At 63.2% G+C, this 19,190-nt stretch carries 20 protein-coding genes; 4 read left to right on the top strand and 16 right to left on the bottom strand.

Annotation, left to right across the window (positions count from 1 at the left end):
- Nucleotides 1-3: 3 nt before the first annotated feature.
- The 3 genes from C2134_RS01015 to C2134_RS01025 form a co-directional block, all read right to left on the bottom strand.
- A complete protein-coding gene (locus tag C2134_RS01015) occupies nucleotides 4-738 on the bottom strand; it encodes a hypothetical protein (protein WP_146042044.1) in 735 nt (244 codons plus the stop codon).
- 2 nt (nucleotides 739-740) lie between these two features.
- Nucleotides 741-1,286: a neutral zinc metallopeptidase gene (locus tag C2134_RS01020; protein ID WP_103316792.1), complete on the bottom strand. Its 546-nt coding sequence runs from the start codon at nucleotides 1,284-1,286 to the stop codon at nucleotides 741-743.
- Nucleotides 1,287-1,509: 223 nt separating this feature from the next.
- On the bottom strand, nucleotides 1,510-2,232 hold the full coding sequence (locus C2134_RS01025) for an SDR family oxidoreductase (RefSeq protein WP_103316794.1): 723 nt from the start codon (nucleotides 2,230-2,232) through the stop codon (nucleotides 1,510-1,512).
- A gap of 112 nt (nucleotides 2,233-2,344) precedes the next feature.
- Between C2134_RS01025 and C2134_RS01030 the strand changes: the two genes are divergently transcribed.
- Nucleotides 2,345-3,196 (top strand): LysR family transcriptional regulator, encoded by an 852-nt coding sequence (locus C2134_RS01030; protein WP_103316796.1) that lies wholly within the window; start codon nucleotides 2,345-2,347, stop codon nucleotides 3,194-3,196.
- On the opposite strand, the gene C2134_RS01035 is transcribed toward C2134_RS01030, so the two are convergent.
- Nucleotides 3,166-3,801 carry a LysE/ArgO family amino acid transporter gene (locus tag C2134_RS01035; RefSeq protein WP_103316798.1) on the bottom strand — a complete coding sequence of 212 codons (636 nt, stop codon included), beginning with the start codon at nucleotides 3,799-3,801 and terminating at the stop codon, nucleotides 3,166-3,168. The two genes, C2134_RS01030 and C2134_RS01035, sit on opposite strands and share 31 nt — an antisense overlap.
- A 67-nt stretch (nucleotides 3,802-3,868) precedes the next feature.
- Nucleotides 3,869-6,244: an EAL domain-containing protein gene (locus C2134_RS01040; RefSeq protein ID WP_158248659.1), complete on the bottom strand. Its 2,376-nt coding sequence runs from the start codon at nucleotides 6,242-6,244 to the stop codon at nucleotides 3,869-3,871.
- Between the two features lie 263 nt (nucleotides 6,245-6,507).
- Here C2134_RS01040 and C2134_RS01050 point away from each other — a divergent pair, with 263 nt between their 5' ends.
- Nucleotides 6,508-7,422: an ArgP/LysG family DNA-binding transcriptional regulator gene (locus C2134_RS01050; protein ID WP_103316805.1), complete on the top strand. Its 915-nt coding sequence runs from the start codon at nucleotides 6,508-6,510 to the stop codon at nucleotides 7,420-7,422.
- 106 nt (nucleotides 7,423-7,528) lie between these two features.
- Nucleotides 7,529-7,966 carry a cytidine deaminase gene (locus C2134_RS01055; RefSeq protein WP_103316881.1) on the top strand — a complete coding sequence of 146 codons (438 nt, stop codon included), beginning with the start codon at nucleotides 7,529-7,531 and terminating at the stop codon, nucleotides 7,964-7,966.
- A 74-nt stretch (nucleotides 7,967-8,040) separates the two neighbouring features.
- Here the strand turns inward: C2134_RS01055 and C2134_RS01060 are convergent, their stop codons facing one another.
- From C2134_RS01060 to C2134_RS01075, 4 genes are all read right to left on the bottom strand, one after another.
- Nucleotides 8,041-8,883 (bottom strand): HvfC/BufC N-terminal domain-containing protein, encoded by an 843-nt coding sequence (locus C2134_RS01060; protein ID WP_103316808.1) that lies wholly within the window; start codon nucleotides 8,881-8,883, stop codon nucleotides 8,041-8,043.
- Complete coding sequence (bufB, locus tag C2134_RS01065; RefSeq protein ID WP_103316810.1) at nucleotides 8,861-9,745, bottom strand: MNIO family bufferin maturase; 885 nt, start codon at nucleotides 9,743-9,745, stop codon at nucleotides 8,861-8,863. Before bufB ends, C2134_RS01060 begins: the two co-directional genes overlap by 23 nt.
- Nucleotides 9,746-9,758: 13 nt before the next feature.
- A complete protein-coding gene (locus C2134_RS01070; protein WP_103316812.1) occupies nucleotides 9,759-11,786 on the bottom strand; it encodes a ferritin-like domain-containing protein in 2,028 nt (675 codons plus the stop codon).
- 211 nt (nucleotides 11,787-11,997) lie between these two features.
- Nucleotides 11,998-13,602: an NAD(P)/FAD-dependent oxidoreductase gene (locus C2134_RS01075; RefSeq protein ID WP_103316814.1), complete on the bottom strand. Its 1,605-nt coding sequence runs from the start codon at nucleotides 13,600-13,602 to the stop codon at nucleotides 11,998-12,000.
- A gap of 268 nt (nucleotides 13,603-13,870) precedes the next feature.
- On the opposite strand from C2134_RS01075, the gene C2134_RS01080 reads away from it, so the two are divergent.
- On the top strand, nucleotides 13,871-14,200 hold the full coding sequence (locus C2134_RS01080; protein WP_103316816.1) for a nuclear transport factor 2-like protein: 330 nt from the start codon (nucleotides 13,871-13,873) through the stop codon (nucleotides 14,198-14,200).
- Nucleotides 14,201-14,258: 58 nt separating this feature from the next.
- Here the strand turns inward: C2134_RS01080 and C2134_RS01085 are convergent, their stop codons facing one another.
- The 7 genes from C2134_RS01085 to lpxD all read right to left on the bottom strand — a co-directional run bounded on the left by C2134_RS01085 (nucleotide 14,259) and on the right by lpxD (nucleotide 19,154).
- Nucleotides 14,259-14,474 (bottom strand): hypothetical protein, encoded by a 216-nt coding sequence (locus C2134_RS01085; protein ID WP_071108530.1) that lies wholly within the window; start codon nucleotides 14,472-14,474, stop codon nucleotides 14,259-14,261.
- 139 nt (nucleotides 14,475-14,613) lie between these two features.
- Entirely contained in the window at nucleotides 14,614-15,117 is a 504-nt protein-coding gene (locus C2134_RS01090; RefSeq protein ID WP_103316818.1) for a DNA-deoxyinosine glycosylase, read from the bottom strand.
- Nucleotides 15,118-15,120: 3 nt separating this feature from the next.
- Complete coding sequence (gene rnhB, locus C2134_RS01095) at nucleotides 15,121-15,717, bottom strand: ribonuclease HII (RefSeq protein WP_199155516.1); 597 nt, start codon at nucleotides 15,715-15,717, stop codon at nucleotides 15,121-15,123.
- Nucleotides 15,708-16,880: a lipid-A-disaccharide synthase gene (gene lpxB / locus C2134_RS01100; protein ID WP_103316820.1), complete on the bottom strand. Its 1,173-nt coding sequence runs from the start codon at nucleotides 16,878-16,880 to the stop codon at nucleotides 15,708-15,710. The genes rnhB and lpxB overlap by 10 nt, the downstream gene beginning before the upstream one ends.
- A 4-nt stretch (nucleotides 16,881-16,884) precedes the next feature.
- On the bottom strand, nucleotides 16,885-17,661 hold the full coding sequence (gene lpxA, locus C2134_RS01105; RefSeq protein WP_103316822.1) for an acyl-ACP--UDP-N-acetylglucosamine O-acyltransferase: 777 nt from the start codon (nucleotides 17,659-17,661) through the stop codon (nucleotides 16,885-16,887).
- A gap of 1 nt (nucleotide 17,662) precedes the next feature.
- Nucleotides 17,663-18,115 (bottom strand): 3-hydroxyacyl-ACP dehydratase FabZ, encoded by a 453-nt coding sequence (gene fabZ / locus C2134_RS01110; protein WP_103316824.1) that lies wholly within the window; start codon nucleotides 18,113-18,115, stop codon nucleotides 17,663-17,665.
- Nucleotides 18,108-19,154, bottom strand: coding sequence for a UDP-3-O-(3-hydroxymyristoyl)glucosamine N-acyltransferase (lpxD, locus tag C2134_RS01115; protein WP_103316826.1), 1,047 nt, complete (start codon nucleotides 19,152-19,154; stop codon nucleotides 18,108-18,110). Before lpxD ends, fabZ begins: the two co-directional genes overlap by 8 nt.
- Nucleotides 19,155-19,190 lie beyond the last annotated feature (36 nt).

The raw sequence follows: 19,190 nt of genomic DNA on the forward strand, positions 1-19,190 counted from the left end.
GGATTACGGTTTGGCCTTGCGTTGCCGCAGCGCCTGCATCAGTTGATCGGCGCGCAGGGCCGCGGCCGTCTTCTGCTGCTCGGTCAACGCCTGGTAGTCCTTGGTTTTCAGGAACCAGTCGGCGCTGAGCGCATCGCCGGCGCGGCGCGCCACGACATTCCAGGCAGCGGCTTCTTCCGGCTGTTTTTCCAGCAAATAGCTTTCCGAGATCATCGCCGCGGCATGCGCGTTGCCAGCCGCATAGGCTTGCTGCAAAGCCTCTCTGGCCTCCTCTCGATAATGAAAGCCAGGCTCATAGTCCGGCTCGCGCGGATGGCCATCGAGTTGGAACAGATAACGCTCCGCCAGATGGGTCAGCGCTTGCGGATCGCCATGGCGCGCCTGCTCGCGCAGCTCGGCCAGCGACATGCGGTAATAGCGCGCGTCGATCTGATAACCCAGCTTGCGCAGCTGCTGCTTGCGCGCCTTTTCCTCCGCGCTGTCCTGCGCCTCTGCCGGATGCTGCCCGGATGATGGCATCGCGGAATCGCCGCCCACCGCGAAGCTGAAACCCTCCGCCACAGGCTTGGTGCCGCCCTGGCCTGCCGCTTCCCCCGTCCCGTTCCGCAGCTCGATGCCGGCTTGCGCCGCGAGGGCCGGCTGGCCGCCGGCCCCTGCGGAGTGAACGGGCAGCCAGAACCATGCCGCCGCGGCCGCTGTCCCGGCAGCCGCAATCAACAGTAAGGTTGCCCTTTTCATCGTCAGATCCGCGTCATGCAGCTATTGAAGCCATTGGCGTAGCCATAGCGCGAGTAGTAGTCGCGCTGCGACGGGGTGCCATGCTCCTGGTAATCCGCCGCGTCGCGCGCCGAGGCCACCGCGTTCTCGATGAAGCTGGGGTAGCGCAGATTGGTTTCGGCGTATTTGGCGAAAGTGCCGCCCACGCAATCCGCCTGCAGCTCCTGCATCGGCGGCCGGCGGTCGATCCCGCGAGTGAATTGAACAGAATGCCCCCACTCATGCGCCAGGATGAACTTGGCCACATAGTTGCCATAGCTGTTCTCCTGCTGCTGCAGGAAACTGGTGCCAACGCTGATGGTATACGGGCCGCAGGCCATGGCGCTGGTCTCCGGCTCGCCGCAAGCATTTTGGTCCACATAGACTGTGGGCCTGGCGTAACTGCCCAGAAAACCGCGAATCTCGCCGGCGCTGGCCTGGATGTAGCTGTTGTTCACCGGCATCGCCAGCGCGCCTTGGCCTGCCAGAGCCGCCCCGAGGACGAACAGGCGGATGAATCGATGGGTCATGATCTCTTTCTCCTTGTTGTGTGGTGCCACGGAGATTTATTTATGCAATATGGGTATTGAAGTTTGAAAGAATCAATTCTGCTAAACGCCCAACTTGATATGCATATTGCATTTCATGGCTTTATCGTCCCCTCCCGCCAGAGTCCCCCGAAAAACAACCACCCAAAACTAAAGCGAGCCGCCTCTCGGCGCTCGCTTTGGTTTTTCACTTCCCGTCCCAGGCTCAGGCGGCTTGGCCAGTGGCCGCCAGCACGATCTCGCGGATGCACACCCGTTGCGGCTGGCCGTAAGCATAGGCGATGGCCTGGGCGACATCGTCTGCCGCCAGCACGCCGCCCATCTGCTGCTTCCACTCCTGATAACCGGCCTTGATCGCCTCGTCGGTGGTATGGCCCAGCAGCTCGGTTTCCACCGCGCCCGGCGCGATGGTGATGACCCGCACGCCCTGCCCGGATACTTCCTCGCGCAGGTTTTCCGAGATCGCATGCACGGCGAACTTGGTGCCGCAATAGGCTACGTGGCTGGGAAAGGTCTTGCGGCCAGCAATCGAGCTGATATTGATGATGGTGCCGCGACCGCGCGCCTGCATGCCGGCCAGCACCGCATGGATGCCGTTGAGCAGGCCCTTGACGTTGACGTCCAGCATGCGCTGCCATTCGTCCGGATCCTGCTGCGCCATCGCGCCCAGCAACATCACGCCGGCATTGTTGACGATGGCGTCTGCCGGACCATACTTGGCCTCCGCTTCCGCCAGCGCTTGCCGCATGGCGGCGCGGTCAACCACGTCTACCTGGCGGCACAGGGTATTCGGCAGCGCCAAGGCTTCCAGCCGCTCCACGCGGCGGGCCAGCAGCAACAGCGGATGGCCCGCCTGGGCGAACAGTTTGGCAGTAGCGGCGCCGATGCCGGAACTGGCGCCGGTGATCACGATCAGGGGCTTGTTCATGGATTGTCTCCTTCCATAAAAAAAAACGATGCAGAGTTAATGCATGGCAGTATAGTGAGCCTATATCGCCCTGAAAAATGATAAAAACCACTATCAGCCATCGGATTTTTCTATGGATATTCGCCAACTCAAGGCTTTTGTCGCCGTATTCGAAGAGCGCAGCATCACACTGGCGGCGCAACGGCTGTTCGTCACCCAGCCTACGCTGTCGGTCACCATCCGCCAGCTGGAAGAGGAACTGGGAACCGCATTGTTTGAGCGTCTGCCTCGCGGCGTGGCCGTCAGCGAGCATGCCAGGCTGCTGTACCCGCAAGCGCGGCGGATGCTGGCGCAAGCCGACGCCCTATCGAGAATGTTTCGCCAACAGCAAGACTGTCTGCCCTTGCGCGTGGGCATCGATCCAGACATCAGCCGCAGCCAGCTGGAAAGCTTGCTCGCGCGAATCGCCGCGGCGAAACCGGGGATTCTGGCCGAGGTGGTGGAAGGCTGCGATGGAGACGTCAGGCTGGCCGCGGAGGATGGCCGTTGCGAAGACGAGCTTTTCCAGCCGCTATGGGAAGAGGATTTCGTGCTGGCGGTGCCGTCTGGGCACGCCTTGGCTGCCTGCGCCGAAGCAGACCCGGCGCTGCTGGATGAGCCGGACTGGATCATCTGCCCTGGCCACCCCAGCCATCAGCGACTGTTGGACCTGCACGCGGCCGCCGCGCCATCCCTGGCGGTGGCGGCTCGCGCCGGCAGCCTGAGACTGGCCGCTCACATGGCCGCCACGGGGATGGGAGTGGCGCTGCTGCCCGCCTCGCTGGCGGCAGACCATCCCGGCTTGCAGGCGGTAGCGCTGGCCGGGGCGCGGCCTACTCGGCGAGTCGGCCTGTGCTATCCGGCGCAAGCGCTGGAGCTGCCTGCGCTGCAGGCATTGCAGGAAAATTTGGATGCTTACAGCGGCAGCGGCGCGGCCAGGCCGTAGTTGTAGATCAGCATGGAGGCGGTGAACAGCATGACGAAACCGATCACACAATCCAGCACGCGCCAGCTGACCGGTTTTTCGAACAACGGCGCCAGCTTGCCGGCAAACAGGCCGATGATGCCGAACCACAGCACGGAGGCGCACAGGCTGCCCAGCAGGAAGGACAGATTGGCCTCTTCGCCGTAGACCGTGGACACGCCGCCGATCAGCACCACGGTATCCAGCCAGACATAAGGATTAAGCAGCGTCACCACCAGGATGGTTCGAATGGCGCGTTTGCGGTCGCGCTCCACGCTGCCCGCCAGCGACATGCCGTCGGCGCTCCACGCGGCGTGGAAAGACTTGAAGCCCAGCCACAAGATGAAGGCCGCGCCGCCCCAGGTCACCACGCTGAGAAAGCCCGGGATGCCGGCCACCACCTTGCCCATGCCCAGCACGCCGCTGGCAATCAAGAGAATATCCGCGACGATGCAGATGGCGATGATGGGCAGGACATGGCTGCGCCCTATGCCTTGGCGCAGCACATAGGCGTTTTGCGGGCCGATGCCGACGATCTGGCTGAACGAGATGCCCAGCGCGGAGAGAAAAACACTGAAATTGAACATAGCCTGCTCCTGAATCGTTAGCAGGCAGATTAACCGCAGATAGATAGTTAAGTAAAACTAATAAAAATCATGATACATAAGCAGGATTAATACTGTGCACATCCATGCCGCACAGATTCCAGTCGCGCACCCATCCGGGCAGCTCATGCGCCGCCAAAGGCGGCGAAATGCCATAGCCCTGCCCGTCATGGCAGCCTATCTCCTGCAGCCGCTGCCAGATCGCCCGGCTCTCCACGCCCTCCACCACCAGCTTGCGGCCGGTATAGTGCGCAAACGACAGCATGCTGCGGATGATGGCCTCGTTGCCGGGCATGTCCAGCAGCAGGCGGACGAAACGCTGGTCAATCTTGATGGTGTCGAAGGGCAGTTGCTGCAAATGCACCAGCGACGACGCGCCGGTGCCGAAATCGTCCAGCGCGATGGACAGGCCCAGATCGCGGCAACGCTCCAGCTTGGCCGTGATTTGCTCCGCCTCCTGCTGGGTAACGCTCTCCAACACTTCCAGCTCCAGGAATCCATCAGGCATAGGATGGCTTTCCAGCAGCGCGTTGAGCAGGGGCAGAAAATCGTCGTGCTTCAGCGTGGCCGCGGAAAGATTGACGCTGACGGGTATCGACTGCCCCTGGCTGCGCCACTCGCTGGCCTGGCGCACCGCTTCGCGCAGCACCCACCAGTCCAGCTCCCGCATCAAACCGCTATTCTCGATGGCGGGGAAGAACTCGCCGGGCAGGACAAAACCGCCATCGCGCACCCAGCGCACCAACGCTTCCGCGCCTTCGATGCGGTTGGTCTGCAAATTGATCTTGGGTTGGAAATAAAGCCTTAGCTCGCCGCGCGGCACTGCCATGGCGAAGGCGCTGCGCATCGCGTGCAGGCGGTGGATTTCCTCATCCAGCGCCGCGTCGTAGTGGCGGCAATGGCCGCCGCCCTGCTCCTTGGCGCGATTCAGCGCCAGATTGGCCCGCCGCAGCAGGCTGGCAGGATCGCACGGTCCGGCCGGGCTGACCGCCACCCCGACGCTGCAACGCGCCTCCACCGTGACGCCCATCACTTCTACCGGCAGCGGCAGCTGCCGCAACACCGCGTCCACCAGCGCCTGAACGCGGTCTACGCGCTCGGTGCAGGCCATGAAGCGAGACGCCCCCACGCGGCCAACGTGTCCGAATGGGTAGATGGCGTCGCGCAGCCTGCGCGCCATCTCGCACAGCACCATGTCGCCGCCGTCGTAGCCTAGCCTGGCGTTGATATCGTGAAAGCCTTCCACCGCGACCGCCAGCACCGCCACCTGACTGCCGCCATGCCTGGCGCCCAGGAGACGACCGATCAGATCCTGCATCTGGCTGCGGTTGGGCAGGCCGGTCAGGGCATCGTGGCGGCTGAGAAAATCGAGTTCGGTTTCGATGCGCTGGCTGCGCTCCAGCGCCTCATGCCGCTCCAGCGCGCGGCCGATCTCGCGCGCCATCACGTCGAACAGGGCGAGCCGGGTTTGATCGAAGAAACCGCAGTGCCGGGAATGCAGCGCCAACACGCCGATGACCTGCTGGCGCGCCAGCAGCGGCGCCACCAGCAAGCTGCCCTCGTCCAGGCCGCCCAGCCCATCGCGCCAGCCATGCAGGCCGGAATCATTGCGCACATCGTTGCTGACTTGCAGGGCGCGGCTGCGAACGGCGCGGACCGCCGGATTGGCTTCATGGCCGGCATCCAGCCGGACAAAGGAGAACATTTCCTCGCCTGGCGTGCTCCAGCCCTGATGCGCCAAGGCGGTCATCTGCAACTCGCCGCCATCCAGCATGCCCACCCAGGCGATATTGAAAGAGGATTCCTGCACGCATACATCGCAAACCGACTGCAGCATCACTCGGCGATCCACGCTGTCGGCCAGCGCCAGCGTGACGCCGCTCAAGGTGGAGTACAAGGCCGATATCGACTGCAGATGCTGCTGGCAGGAAGCCGATTCTTGCTGGATGCCGCGCTGGTAACCATGAGTTTTCAGCATCTGATCCAGCAGGATGCGCTTGCGCAACAGCCTCGCGGCCTCGGCGGCGGCCTCTTCGGGCAGCGGCGCTTGCGCCAGGCTGGCCAGCAGATGCGCCTGCACCCGCTCATACAGGCCGGACATCCAATCCAGGCCGATGCCCAGCCGGCAATAGGCTTCGCCGGCCTGGCTGAGCTGGCGGGCCCGCGCTTCGTCCAAAGGATGGCGCAGCAGCTTTTCCCAATCCTGCAACAAGCGCTCCACCGCCGCATCCAGGCAGCCCGCCTGTTGCAGCAGCAGCTCAGACTCGCGCTCGCTCTTCAGCAGATGCCAATACAGCTCCTTGGCCAGCAAGGGCCGCCGCGCCAGGCAAAGCTCGGCGTAGCGCGGCAATTGCGCCAGGTGTTCGGCCCGGATGCCGATAAAACGGCACATCCCCGCCAGGAGTGCCTTGTCTTCCGTCTGCATCTTCACATTCCGCGCCTGATTTGCATCAGGTCCGCCCCTTGCCCGCATCCATCGCTGCAATCATGACAACCCGCCCATGAGCGAGCTTTTTCTTGTATTGTGTTCCGGCGTCCCGATTCTGCGGCTGGCGGCAAGCCCATGGCGCGCAATCGAGATGCCGAAACCGGAACATGCCACGACGCTGGCTTTTAAGCAAGTCCAGCGGCATTGTTAAGCGGTATTATTAATCGGATTTTTACTCATACCTCTTCGGTGAGCGACTCTTGCTAGATCCAAGACAACTGCAGACCCTGGCGGCGGTGGCGGAAACCGGCGGATTCGACAAGGCTGCGAAAAAGCTGTTCCTGACCCAATCCGCCGTGTCGCAACGCATACGCCAGCTCGAAGAACTGCTGGGGCAGCCCGTTCTAACCCGCACGGTGCCGGCGGAGGCGACCGAAAGCGGCCGCCAGCTGCTGCAGCACTATCAGCAGCTGCTGCTGATGGAAGGCCAGCTGTTGCAAAAACTCAACCCCGCCACCCGGCAACGCGAATTCACCACGCTGGCGGTGGGCGTCAATGCCGACAGCCTGGCCACCTGGTATATGCAGGCGGTGGCGCCGGTATTGTCGGAGCGCGACCTGCTGCTCGACATCGTGGTGGACGACCAGGACCACACCCACGAACTGATGCGCACCGGCCACGTGATAGGCTGCGTCGGCACGCGCCCGGTGCCCATCCAGGGCGGGATCCAGCATTATCTGGGCGCGATGCGCTACCTATGCCTGGCCACGCCGGCATTCGCCGCCCGCTATTTTCCCAACGGCGTGGACCATGCCACGCTGGCGCGCGCGCCGTCCATCCTGTTCAGCCGCAAGGACGCGGTGCAGGGCCAGTTTCTGCGGCAGGCCGCCGGCTACGATGGCAGCTTTCCCAGCTTCACCATCCCATCGGCGCAGGGCTTCGTGGAACTGACGCGGCAAGGACTGGCCTATTGCCTGCTGCCGGAGCTGCTGCTGGAAGACGACTTGGCCAGCGGCAAACTGATAGACCTGTTTCCAGGCCAATACATAGACATTCCGCTGTACTGGCATCACTGGCGCGTAGAGTCGCAGCTGTCGCATGCGCTGACCGAAGCGATGCTGGACTATTGCGGACGATACTTGCGCCAAGACAAAGTGAAACAAGCCGAGCAATAGCAGAATCCATTCGACAACACGCTTGGGATCGGCGCGGCAAGCCTGCATTGACAAGGCCTTCGCCCTGTCGCATCATCCGACGCCGACCTGGTTTTATGGAGGCAGCATGACCAGCAATCAGCATGTACCCAGCAATGAACAGTGGGCAGAACTGGAAATGGCAGCGCGTCTGGCCGCGAAACAGGCTTACGCGCCCTATAGCAAGTTCTCCGTCGGCGCCGCCATTCTCGATGGCAACGGCAAAATCCACATCGGCTGCAATGTGGAAAACGCTTCATTCGGCCTGACCAACTGCGCGGAGCGCACCGCCGTTTACGCCGCGCGCGCCAATCAAGGCATGCAGGAAGTGACCGCCGTGTGCATCTACACCCCCACCGACACCCCTACCCCGCCCTGCGGTGCCTGCCGCCAGGTGCTGAACGAATTCGGCCCGACCATGCGAGTGCGCGCCATCTGCGATGGCGACGAGATGATAGACACCACGCTGGACCTGCTGCTGCCGGGCGCCTTCGGCCCCAAAAATCTGCAGGAACCCGTGGCCTGACCATCAATCGGTTCAGCCGCTCACAAAACAAAACGGAAACCCGAAGGTTTCCGTTTTGTGCTTCTCATCCGCACTCAAGCGCCAGCTACATGGCATAGCAAACCCAGCTGCTGCGCGGCTGGCAACCAAAGTAGCAACTGCGCGCGCTGACGCCCAGCCTCGTCCGCATCAGCAGAGCGGCACAACGCATCGGATACGGAACCGCCGTCGCGCATGGCACGCAGCAGCTGGTATTGCCATGGGTCAAGCGCATGAATCTGCACTCGCCATTGCGTCCTGGCCAAGGCCAACATGCAATGCCTGGCCTCCGGCTGCGGCGGCTCCGCATCTTCGCGCCGCAAAGCCTGCCAATACTCATGCACCGGCAGCGTGGTTTCCAACAGCCTGACGCTGGCCGGAACGCGCAGGCCGGCAAACGGATCGGCGGCGGCCAGCAGCGACAGCCACTCGTCCAGCGGGGCCTGCTCCATCGTCTCCACCCCCATCGCCCGCGACGCCTCCACATAGGCCCGCTCCAAGCTGGCCAACTCCACCGGCAGCCGGCACGATGATTGGTCTCCATCCGGCTGGCTGGCCGCCAGGAAAGCGGCGAAGCCGGCGCCCAGATCATGCAAGGAGGGCGAGCGCGACGGCCGCGAAGCGATATAGCCGCGCGCGAACAGATCAAACAACGACGGCCCCAGCAGCTTGAGCAGCATGGGGTAATCGGCGCGCAAACACTCCAGCAGCCGCTGCCAGTAGCCGTGGTGGTAGATGCCGATGCGGTCGAGACGATCGCCGCGCGGGGGGGCGGACACGATGTTCTCATCGACGCCGAGGCTGCGCGCGGCCAAGGCCAGCCCATGCGACAAGCCCTTGCACGCCGTCATGGCCGTCAGCAGCCAGAGCTGGCTGTCAAGCAAGGCAGGCTGGCTCATGGCTTTCCTTTCCGCCGGGCAAAGTTTCCGGCGCCTGTTCGTCCAACAGCCGGCGCGCCTTGCCCAGCTCCGCCAGCAAGTCCGGATACGGCGGAATATCCGCATCCCATTCCAGCAGCGTGCTGACGCCGCCGCAATGCCGCTGCGCTTGCAGATAAAGCTGCCAGACCTGTTCCGGCACCGGATGGTCGTGGGTATCGATCAGGCAGTCGCCGCAGTCGCTGGGTCCGGCCAGATGAATCTGCACGATATGCTCGGCCGGCAATTGGCGAATGTAGTGCGCCGGATCGAAGCCATGGTTGTAGCCGGAAACATAGACATTGTTGACATCCAGCAGCAGGCCGCAGCCGCACTCCTGCGCCAGCCGCGACAAGAAGGCCCACTCCGGAATCGTGGAGTGAGAAAATTGCAGATAGCTGCTGGGATTCTCCAGCACCAGCGGACGACCCAGGAAATCCTGCACCTGGTTCAGCCGGTCTCGCACATGCCGATAGCTCTCCTCAGTCAGCGGCAGGGGCAGCAGATCATGCGAGTTGACCGCCGCCACGCCGGTCCAGCACAGATGATCGGACAACCACGCCGGCCGCAGCTCTTCGGCCAGCCGGCGCAGTTGTTCCAGATAGCCCCGGTTCAGCGGATCGCAGCTGCCGATGGAGAGCGAGACCCCATGCATCACGATAGGCACGGCTTGCCTTAGCCCATCCAGAGCGTGCCTGGCATAGCCGTGGTGATCGATGAAGTTCTCACTGATGATCTCGAACCAATCGACGCCGGCGCCATGCTCGGCAATGTGCGGCAGATGCACAGTGCGCAAGCCCACGCCGAAACCGAGATTGGGCAAGCCTAACCGGGGCTGGGTCACTGCGATCTCCTTGTCAGGTCGACGGCGGCAGGGCGATACGCAGCGGCGTCGGATTCGGCGGATCGCTCACAGTGACGCTAGGCGCCCGCTTGGCCATTACCTCGCGGTAGGCCTGCCAGGCCTTGTCGTACACCACCTCGCCGACGGCGAAGTCCAGCGTCTGCGGCAAGGGCTGGCTGGCATGCTCCGGCCCGACAAAGTCGTACAACTTCATCTTGCCCTGGCTGGGGAATAGTTGCGACGCCGAGATAGGCACCGCGCAGCCGCCGAAGCTGGCGCACTTGTTGTCGCTGGGGGCGCTATACAGATCAGACCCCGGCGTCGGCGACGGTCCGCCGCATTGGCCGCAGGAAGCGCCTGCGGCATGCGCGTGCATCGTCGGCGCGGCTCGGCGCATCGCCGAACAGGAGCCGCCGCCGCTATCGCTCTGGACAAAGCCGCAGCCGCCTTCAGCCTTGCAACTATTGGAGCCGCGACAGGTGTGGTAGATCTCGATGGCGGCGCAAGTTTGGTCGGACGACCCATCAAGACTCATGCCCTGGCAGGCATGGTACAACCTACCGGCCTCGCGCTGCCCCACGCCCAGCGATAAGTCCGGCGCCTTGCCGAACACTGCCCAGCACAAGGAGACGCGGTCGCCCGAACCCACCATGGACGGATACGGGAAAGTCGCCTTTTGGTTTTCCCAATAGTTGTTCAGCACCGTAGTGATGCCTGCGATGGCGCCCACCGACACCTGGCTCAGTACCGAATACATCGTTCGGTCCTGCCTCAAGGTATTCAACGCGTCTGCCACCTGGGCCGGAGCGGGAATGTTCTTAGGCGCGGTGGCGGGATTGTATTCGGCATTGGTCAGCATGCCTGCCGTCCAGCGGTTGCCGCGGGCATGCCATTGCTCCCAGGTCTCGATCCGGCTTAGCAGCAGGTACAGTTCGGTAAAACGCTCGTAATGGGTCCACTCCGAACTGTCGCAGCGCGCGGCCGCGTCCGCCGAAGGCACTTGCCCGCCGGCGCCGTCATAAGACGGGTAATCCACATCCAACGCGGTGCGATCTTCCCGGTACGGCTCCTTCACCTCCTGCAAGAGGGCGCCGCGGCGGTAGCGTCGCAGGCTGATTTCGGCGCCCTCGCCCTGGTCGGTGATGGCCGCCATCATGTCTATGGCCTTGTTGAACGAGCGGTCGCCATCCGTAAAGTCCTCCCGCGTGAACAGCGTGGACATCTGCGGAAACTCTTTCATCGGATGGCTCGGATTGCTGGCGCCATGGACATTGAACAAGTCCTGCTGCACCGAATCCGACGCCGCCAATTTGTCCCACAGCGTCTTGCCGTCGGTGTATTCGATGCTGATGTACTGAGCCAAGCATTCGTACATCCAGCCTATGGTGCCGAACATCGGCAGGTCTTGCACACCCATCGTCGGCTTCCAGCCGGCGAACGGCACCTGCGGGAAGTAGCGGGCCTGCACTTGCGGCGGCTGCTTGGACAGCTCGGCGCGGGCCGCGCCCTCCGGCTGCTCGATGGCCCGGAACAGGGCGATCTGGTTTTCATTGAGCGCTTCCAGGTTCACCTGGACGTTGCGGTAGGTATCGGTGTCGCGCAGATTGATGATGTGCGGCAGCACCGACTGCTGCGGCCCATAGCAGATCCAGCCCAGATCCTTGTCCACCAGCGCCGGCGGCGTGAAATCCGGCTTGACCCCCATGGCGGTAGCCAGGTTGCCGGCCATCTGCAGATGCAGCATTTCCTGGATGAACACGCTGAAAATGATGTTGAAGGCGCGCTCGTTGTCGTTGCTCGCCTTGGCAACCGGCGCCGCGCCCGGCCACTGCCGGCCGCGATAGTAATCCTGGCCTTTGCTATTGATTTGGTGGGTGCCCTGAATCGAGTACATCGTGGTCATGTACAGCGGGATGGTGAACAACTCCACGCTGACGGCCGCCTGGATGATGGCGCGAGCGGCCGACTTGTCGCTTTCCAACTCGTTCAGACTGCGGTCGCAGATAGGCGCCATCCTGGCGCCGAGAACCGGAATTTCCATCTCATCCTCCTAAGAGAGCGCGCAAGGCGCAAGGCTGGGCACTGCCTTATGAATTTAGAAATTACTACTGGATATAAAAGCCCCGAATGGATATCTAAGGAATACTACTGACCTTAAGCGCAGCCTGGAAATCGGGACCAGGCCATTTTCCAGCCGCAGAAAAACCCCGCCTGCGTCGCACGGCGGGGTTGTATGCAGCCCGGACAGTGGCTTAGCGTCCGCCCAGAATGGCCTGCGCCACCGCCTCGGCGATCTTGATGCCGTCCACGCCCGCCGACAGAATGCCGCCGGCGTAGCCGGCGCCCTCGCCGGCTGGGAACAGCCCCTTGACGTTCAGGCTCTGGTAGTCGTCGCCGCGCGTGATGCGTAGCGGCGAGCTGGTACGGGTTTCCAGGCCAGTCAGCACCGCATCGTGCAGATCATAACCGCGGATCTGGCGCGCAAAATGCGGAATCGCCTCGCGCATCGCCTCCACGCAGAAGTCCGGCAGAATGCGCGCGAGGTCCGTCATAGTCACGCCCGGCTTGTACGACGGCTCTACCTCGCCCAGCTTGGTGGACGGTTTGCCGGCCATGAAGTCGCCCAATAGCTGCGCAGGCGCGAAGTAGTCGCCGCCGCCCAGGTCGTAGGCCTTGCTTTCCAACTCGCGCTGGAAATCCAGACCGGCGAGCGGGCCGCCCGGATAATCGACTTCCGGCGAGATGCTGACCACGAAGCCGGAATTGGCGTTGCGCTCGTTGCGCGAATACTGGCTCATGCCGTTGGTGACCACGCGTTTCTCTTCCGAGGTGGCCGCCACCACGGTGCCGCCCGGGCACATGCAGAAGCTGTACACCGCGCGGCCGTTGCTGGCGTGGTGCACCAGCTTGTAATCGGCGGCGCCCAGGATGGGATGGCCGGCATACTTGCCCCAGCGCGCCTGGTCTATCAGCGATTGCGGGTGTTCTATGCGCACACCGATGGAAAACGGCTTGGCCTCCATATACACACCTCGCTTTTCCAGCATCTGGAAGGTGTCGCGCGCGCTGTGGCCCAGGGCCAGCACCACGTAATCGCTGAGCACCTCGCCGCCATCGGCCAGCTTCACGCCGCGGATGCGGCCGTTTTCCAGAATCACGTCGTCGACGCGCTGCTCGAAGCGGATTTCGCCGCCAAGGGCGATGATCTCGGCGCGCATATTCTCCACCATGCTGACAAGGCGGAAGGTGCCGATGTGCGGACGGGCCAAGTAAAGGATTTCTTCCGGCGCGCCGGCCTTGACGAACTCGGTCAGCACCTTGCGGCCCAGATGGCGCGGGTCTTTGATCTGGCTGTACAGTTTGCCGTCGGAGAAGGTGCCGGCGCCGCCTTCGCCGTATTGCACATTGGATTCGGTATTGAGCTGGCTCTTGCGCCACAGGCCCCAGGTATCCTTGGTGCGCTGGCGCACTTCCTTGCCGCGCTCCAGTACGATGGGCTTGAAGCCCATTTGGGCCAGGATCAGCGCGGCGAAAATGCCGCAGGGGCCGAAGCCGACCACCACCGGCCGCTGCTTCAGCTCGGCCGGTGCCTGGCCGACATAGTAGTAGTTTGTGTCAGGCGTGGGCGCCACGCGGCGATCGCCCTTGAAACGGGCGAACAGCTTGTCTTCATTGGCCACATCGACATCAATGATGTAGACCAGGCTCATCACGCCCTTGCGCGCGTCGTAGCTGCGCTTGAACACGGTAAAACCGCGAACGTCTTCGGCCGCCACTTTCAGAAAATCCGCCACGGCTGCGGCCAGCTCCTCCGGAGTATGATCCAGCGGCAGTTTCAGTTCGGAAATACGCAACATAAAAATCCAGTACCAGGTTGGTGTCTATTCAACGAGGCGCCATTGTAGCGGCAAACGGACGCGGCGGCACGACCCAGGTCAAGCCGCCGATTGCAATGCGTTCGGATGTTGACTATAGCCTTCTGTATAGTTCCCGCCGTCCGCCTATGGACTCCTGATGACAGCCGACGGCCCGCACCACCATTCCCCGCCCGCCTCCGCTCTGCGCCAAAGACGCGGCAGGCCTGCATGGGCGCACCGAAGATTTTGGCGTATCAGGAGCAAGACCATGAATCTGGAAATGCTGACGCAACCGATCATCCGATCAGCAATACAGGCATTGCAGCAGGGAGACCACTCCGCGTGGCTGGCTCAATTCAGCCCGGACCTCACCTTCACCGACGAGGGTCTGCCCGCCAACTTCCTCAAGTTCAGCGAACACGCCATGGGGCATGAGCGCTTCACGCGCATAGACCGCGTGGAGAATCAGGGCTTGGATATCTATGGAGCCTTCCACAGCGACCGCTGGGGAGATTTCGAGACCTTCTTCAAATTCCAGCTGGGCGGCGACGGCAAGATCCGCCAACTGGACATCGGCCAAGTCAGCCCCTTGGGCTAACCCGGCTCCGGCGTATGAAAGCGGCGCCTTCGCGGTGCCGCAAGCCTTGCACGCCGGCTCAAGCCACCCGCGCCAGCCTGCCGCCGTCTTCGTCCGGCGATTCGAAGCGCTTCCAGTCCACGATCATCACCTGGCTCAGGCCGCAATCGCGCGCCAACTGCGCTTCTATCTCTTCCAAGACCATATGCCCATGAATCACGCCGTTGATGACGACTTCGGCGCGGCGCATCACGCTATCGTCCGCGCTGACAAACCAGATGCAGTAACGACTCATCGGCAATCCTCCGGCTGGTGGTGCTGCGACACTGATGGAGATGTAAATATGGTCTGAATTGCCACTGCGCCGCAAGCCCGAATGCGCGCGATGCCGTTTTCCGCTGCGGCGGCATGGCAAACACGCCACGCCTTGCGCCTTATCGCGCCAGCGCCTCACGCAAGACAGACCAAGCCTGAGCCTTGGCCTCGAGCGGCAAGGTATGCGCCGGACTGGACGACGGCAGATCGATCAGCAGCAGATCGTCGCCGCAAGACTTCAACTGCCGCCGGCCGATTTTGGCTGCCGTGCCGCCGTTGAACGCCACGGCGCGCAGCGCCGGCAGCCCGCCCAGCAAATCAAGCAGCGCATTATGTTTCTGATTGCGGATGGCGGCGTCCAGGCTGCCCTTGCGCTCGGCCTGCGCGATGACGTCCCACAAGCCCACGCCATGGGCCAACAACGATTCCAATCTCGCGGGGTATGGCAGCGCGCGCAGATCGACGCGAATGACCGCGCCCAGCAGTTCCCAGAATTTATTGTGGGGATACGCGTAATACTGCCCGGCGGCCAAAGAGGCGTCGCCGGGCAGCGAACCCAGGATCAGCAAACGGGTATGGCTGTTTACCACCGGGGCAAAGCAGCGCTTGTCTCCTGGCGACATATCTCAGAACAGCTGTCCCTGCTGACGCGCCAGCCAGGCCTTGACCGGGCCAAAGGTCTTGCGATGCGCCGGCAGGATGCCGTGGGATTCGATCGCCGCCAGATGCTCCGCCGTGGGATAGCCCTTGTGGCGGGCGAAGCCGTATTGCGGGTGCAGGACATCCAGCGCCACCAGTTCGGCGTCGCGCGCGGTCTTGGCCAGGATGGACGCGGCGGAAATGGCCGCGACCTTGGCATCGCCCTTGACGATGGCCTCCCCCGGAACCGGCAGTTGCTTGGGCACGCGATTGCCGTCTATCTGCGCCAATGCCGGCCGTACCGACAATCCTTCCACCGCGCGCGTCATCGCCAGCATGGTCGCCTGCAGGATATTGAGCTTGTCGATCTCGTCCACGCTGGCGCTGGCGATGCACCAAGCCAGCGCGTCGCGCTTGATCAGCTCGGCCAGCGCGTCGCGCCTCGCCTCGCTCAGCACCTTGGAATCAGCCAGGCCGTCAATGGGCTTGGCCGGGTCCAAAATGACCGCCGCGGCGAATACCGCGCCAGCCAGCGGCCCCCGGCCGGCTTCGTCCACGCCGGCCAGCAAGGGACTCAATTGCATCGCGCCACATCCAGCACCGCGCGGGCCGCGCGGTTGGCCGTATCCTGGCGCAGGGTCAGCTGCAGCTCGGTGAAAGTTTTGACCATGTCGGCCCGCGCCGCGGTATCGGTGTACAGCCGCTGCATCTCTTCGGCCAGTTTTTCCGGCGTTGCCTGCTTCTGCAACAGCTCGGGCACCACGAAGCGGCCGCACAGGATATTGGGCAGACCCACATACGGCAGCTTGATCTTGCGTTTGACCAATCGATAGGTCAGCGCCGACAGCTTGTAGCTGATGACCATCGGCCGCTTGGTCAGCGCCACTTCCAGCGTGGCGGTGCCGCTGGTGACCAGCACCACGTCGCTGGCGATCATCGCCATCTGGGCATGGCCGAACAGTTTGCGGATGGGCAAATCGCGCGCCTTGAACTGATACAGCATGCGCTCGAACTGCTCCATCGTGGCGCGGGTGGCCAACGGCACCAGAAACTGCGCATCCGGATATTGCCTGAGCAGCAGCCGGGCCGTATCCAGATAGACCGGCACCATGTATTCCAGCTCGCTCTGCCGGCTGCCCGGCATCAGGGTGAATACCGGCACATCCAGCGGCAGGCCCAGTTGATCGCGCATCGCCTCCTGATCCGGTTCCAGCGGGATCTCGCTGGCCAGCGGATGGCCGACATACGTCACCGGGATGCCCGCCTGGCGGTACAGCGGCGGCTCCATCGGGAACAGGCACAGCACATGGTTGGCCGCGTGGCCGATTTTCTGGATGCGCTCCGGCCGCCAGGCCCATATCGACGGGCTGACATAGTGCACGGTTTGCACGCCGCCCTTCTTCAACGCGGCCTCCAGCCCCAAATTGAAGTCGGGCGCGTCGATGCCGATGAAGACGTCCGGCCGTTCCGTCAGCAGCTGCTCGCGCAGCTGGCGACGGATGCGCAGCAGTTCCGGCAGGCTTTTCAGCACCTCGGAATAACCGCGCACCGCCAGCTTCTCCTGCGGCACCATGCTGTGAAAACCGCGGGACTCCATGCGCGGGCCGCCGATGCCGGCGAATTCGATATCGCTGCGGTGCGCCCGCAGCGCGTCCATCAGATGAGCGCCCAATAGGTCGCCCGAGGCCTCGCCGGCCACCATGGCCACCTTCAGGGCGCCTTTGCGCTTGAACAGGTGATCGCTCATAAGCTCAGCGGATGATTCCTCGCGCCGATTGACCAAAGAAACGCACGAACGGCTCCAGCTCGGCGTGGCCTTCGCCAGCCTCGGCCAGGATGGCGGCCTTGGCCTCGTCGTAGCTCAAACCCTGGCGGTACAGGGTTTTGTAGGCGTTGCGCACGCGGCGGATCTGATCCGGCGTGAAGCCGCGGCGCTTCATGCCTTCCGCGTTGATGCCGGAAGGCACGGCGCGGTTGCCGTGCGCGGTCACATAGGCAGGGATGTCCTGCGCCACGGCGCTGGCGAACGCCGTCATCGCATGTTCGCCCACGATGACAAACTGGTGCACGCTGGTGAAACCGCCCAGGAAGACCCAGTCCCCCAGATGCACGTGCCCCGCCAGCGTGGCGTTGTTGGCCAGGATGATGTGGCTGCCGACCTGGCAATCATGGGCGATGTGCACATAGGCCATGATCCAGTTGTCGTTGCCGATGCGGGTGACGCCCCCATCCTGCACCGTGCCGGTATTGAAGGTGCAGAATTCGCGGATGGTGTTGTTGTCGCCGATTTCCAGCCGTGTCGGCTCGCCGGCGTACTTCAGGTCCTGCGGCATGGCACCCAGCGAACAGAACTGGAACACGCGGTTGTTCTTGCCGATGCGGGTATGGCCCTCGATCACCACATGCGGGCCGATCCAGCTGCCGCTGTCTATGCTGACATTTGGGCCGATGATGGAGTAGGCACCGATTTCCACGTCATCAGCAATCTGCGCCTTCGGGTCAACGATGGCGGTCGGATGAATGGTCATATCACACCTCGCGTTTGGCGCACATGATTTCCGCTTCGCACGCCACCTGGCCGTCCACCAGCGCGCGGGCCGAGTACTTGCCGATGCCGCGCTTCAGCGCCATCTGCTCCACCTCGAATACCAGCTGGTCGCCCGGCACGACCTGGCGCTTGAAGCGGGCGTTGTCGATGCCGACGAAGAAATACAACTCGTTTTCGGCGCGCTCGCCCTGGCTCTTGATCGCCAGAATGCCGGCGGCCTGCGCCAGCGCTTCGATGATCAGCACGCCCGGCATCACCGGATACTGTTCAAAGTGGCCCGCGAAGAACGGCTCATTGATGGTCACGTTCTTCAAGGCCTTGATGCGGGTATTGGCTTCGAATTCGGTGACGCGGTCTACCAGCAGGAACGGATAGCGATGCGGCAGGTAGCGCATGATCTCGCGGACGTCGATCGAGACAGCGTGTTCACTCATGAGGTTCTTCCTTCGAATTTTTCAATGTTTCCAGTTCTCGCTCAAGCTGCTTGATGCGCTTGGCGAAATCATCCAGATGGCGGACATGGACGGCATTGGCCAACCAGTCCTTCATGCTTTGCAGGGGGTAGGACGAGGCATAAGTGCCCGCTTCCTTGATCGATTTCGACACTAGGGTGCCGCCGCCGATATGTGTGCGATCCGCCACGTCGATGTGGCCGACGAACATCGCCGCGCCGCCCACTGTGCAGCGCGCGCCGATCTTGGTGCTGCCGGCGATGCCGACGCAACCGGCGATGGCGGTGTGCTCGCCGATTTCCACGTTATGGGCGATCTGCACCAGGTTGTCTATCTTGGCGCCTTTACGGATCACCGTATCCACCAGCGCGCCGCGGTCCACCGTGGTATTGGCGCCGATTTCCACGTCGTCTTCCAGCACTACCCGGCCGGTCTGCGGAATCTTGAACCAGTGGTCCTTGTCCCAGGCCAGGCCGAAGCCATCGCCGCCGATCACGCTGCCGGAATGCACGCCGACGCGGTTGCCGATCACGCAGCCATGATAAACCGTGACATTGGGGTACAGCGTGACGTCGTCGCCAAGCACGCAGCCGTCGCCGACCACCACGCCGGGCATCAGCCGGCAGCGCTCGCCGATGACGACATCGTCGCCGATGGTGACGTTGGCGGCGATCTCGCAGCTCTGGCCAATCCGGCAGCCCTCTCCCACCACCGCGCGCGGATGAATGCCGGCGCGCGGCGCTTTGGGCGGATGAAACAAGGTGGCCAGCCGCGCAAAATACAGGTAAGGATCCGCGGTGACGATCAGCGAGCGGCCATCAAGCTCGGCTGCGAGCGCCTCGGTTACGATCAGCGCGCCAGCCGCGCTTGCCAGCATCTGGCGGCGGAACTTGGCGCTGGCGACAAAGGCCACCTCGCCGGCGACGGCGCTTTCCAGCGGCGCCAGCCGCTCGACTGCCAGATCCGGGCCGCGCAGCTCGCCGCCCAGTTGTTCAACGATGTATGCGAGTGTGTAGGACATCAAAAACAAAGCCGACCGCGGGTCGGCTTACTCCGG

The sequence above is a fragment of the Chromobacterium sinusclupearum genome, assembly GCF_002902845.1.
GTDB lineage: Bacteria > Pseudomonadota > Gammaproteobacteria > Burkholderiales > Chromobacteriaceae > Chromobacterium > Chromobacterium sinusclupearum.

What these genes read in the sequence shown, in the direction of transcription:
- C2134_RS01015 (WP_146042044.1), bottom strand. Translation starts at nt 738, where the DNA reads ATGAAAAGGGCAACCTTACTGTTGATTGCGGCTGCCGGGACAGCGGCC.
- C2134_RS01020 (WP_103316792.1), bottom strand. Translation starts at nt 1,286, where the DNA reads ATGACCCATCGATTCATCCGCCTGTTCGTCCTCGGGGCGGCTCTGGCA.
- C2134_RS01025 (WP_103316794.1), bottom strand. Translation starts at nt 2,232, where the DNA reads ATGAACAAGCCCCTGATCGTGATCACCGGCGCCAGTTCCGGCATCGGC.
- C2134_RS01030 (WP_103316796.1), top strand. Translation starts at nt 2,345, where the DNA reads ATGGATATTCGCCAACTCAAGGCTTTTGTCGCCGTATTCGAAGAGCGC.
- C2134_RS01035 (WP_103316798.1), bottom strand. Translation starts at nt 3,801, where the DNA reads ATGTTCAATTTCAGTGTTTTTCTCTCCGCGCTGGGCATCTCGTTCAGC.
- C2134_RS01040 (WP_158248659.1), bottom strand. Translation starts at nt 6,244, where the DNA reads ATGCAGACGGAAGACAAGGCACTCCTGGCGGGGATGTGCCGTTTTATC.
- C2134_RS01055 (WP_103316881.1), top strand. Translation starts at nt 7,529, where the DNA reads ATGACCAGCAATCAGCATGTACCCAGCAATGAACAGTGGGCAGAACTG.
- C2134_RS01060 (WP_103316808.1), bottom strand. Translation starts at nt 8,883, where the DNA reads ATGAGCCAGCCTGCCTTGCTTGACAGCCAGCTCTGGCTGCTGACGGCC.
- C2134_RS01070 (WP_103316812.1), bottom strand. Translation starts at nt 11,786, where the DNA reads ATGGAAATTCCGGTTCTCGGCGCCAGGATGGCGCCTATCTGCGACCGC.
- C2134_RS01075 (WP_103316814.1), bottom strand. Translation starts at nt 13,602, where the DNA reads ATGTTGCGTATTTCCGAACTGAAACTGCCGCTGGATCATACTCCGGAG.
- C2134_RS01080 (WP_103316816.1), top strand. Translation starts at nt 13,871, where the DNA reads ATGAATCTGGAAATGCTGACGCAACCGATCATCCGATCAGCAATACAG.
- C2134_RS01085 (WP_071108530.1), bottom strand. Translation starts at nt 14,474, where the DNA reads ATGAGTCGTTACTGCATCTGGTTTGTCAGCGCGGACGATAGCGTGATG.
- C2134_RS01090 (WP_103316818.1), bottom strand. Translation starts at nt 15,117, where the DNA reads ATGTCGCCAGGAGACAAGCGCTGCTTTGCCCCGGTGGTAAACAGCCAT.
- rnhB (WP_199155516.1), bottom strand. Translation starts at nt 15,717, where the DNA reads ATGCAATTGAGTCCCTTGCTGGCCGGCGTGGACGAAGCCGGCCGGGGG.
- lpxB (WP_103316820.1), bottom strand. Translation starts at nt 16,880, where the DNA reads ATGAGCGATCACCTGTTCAAGCGCAAAGGCGCCCTGAAGGTGGCCATG.
- lpxA (WP_103316822.1), bottom strand. Translation starts at nt 17,661, where the DNA reads ATGACCATTCATCCGACCGCCATCGTTGACCCGAAGGCGCAGATTGCT.
- fabZ (WP_103316824.1), bottom strand. Translation starts at nt 18,115, where the DNA reads ATGAGTGAACACGCTGTCTCGATCGACGTCCGCGAGATCATGCGCTAC.
- lpxD (WP_103316826.1), bottom strand. Translation starts at nt 19,154, where the DNA reads ATGTCCTACACACTCGCATACATCGTTGAACAACTGGGCGGCGAGCTG.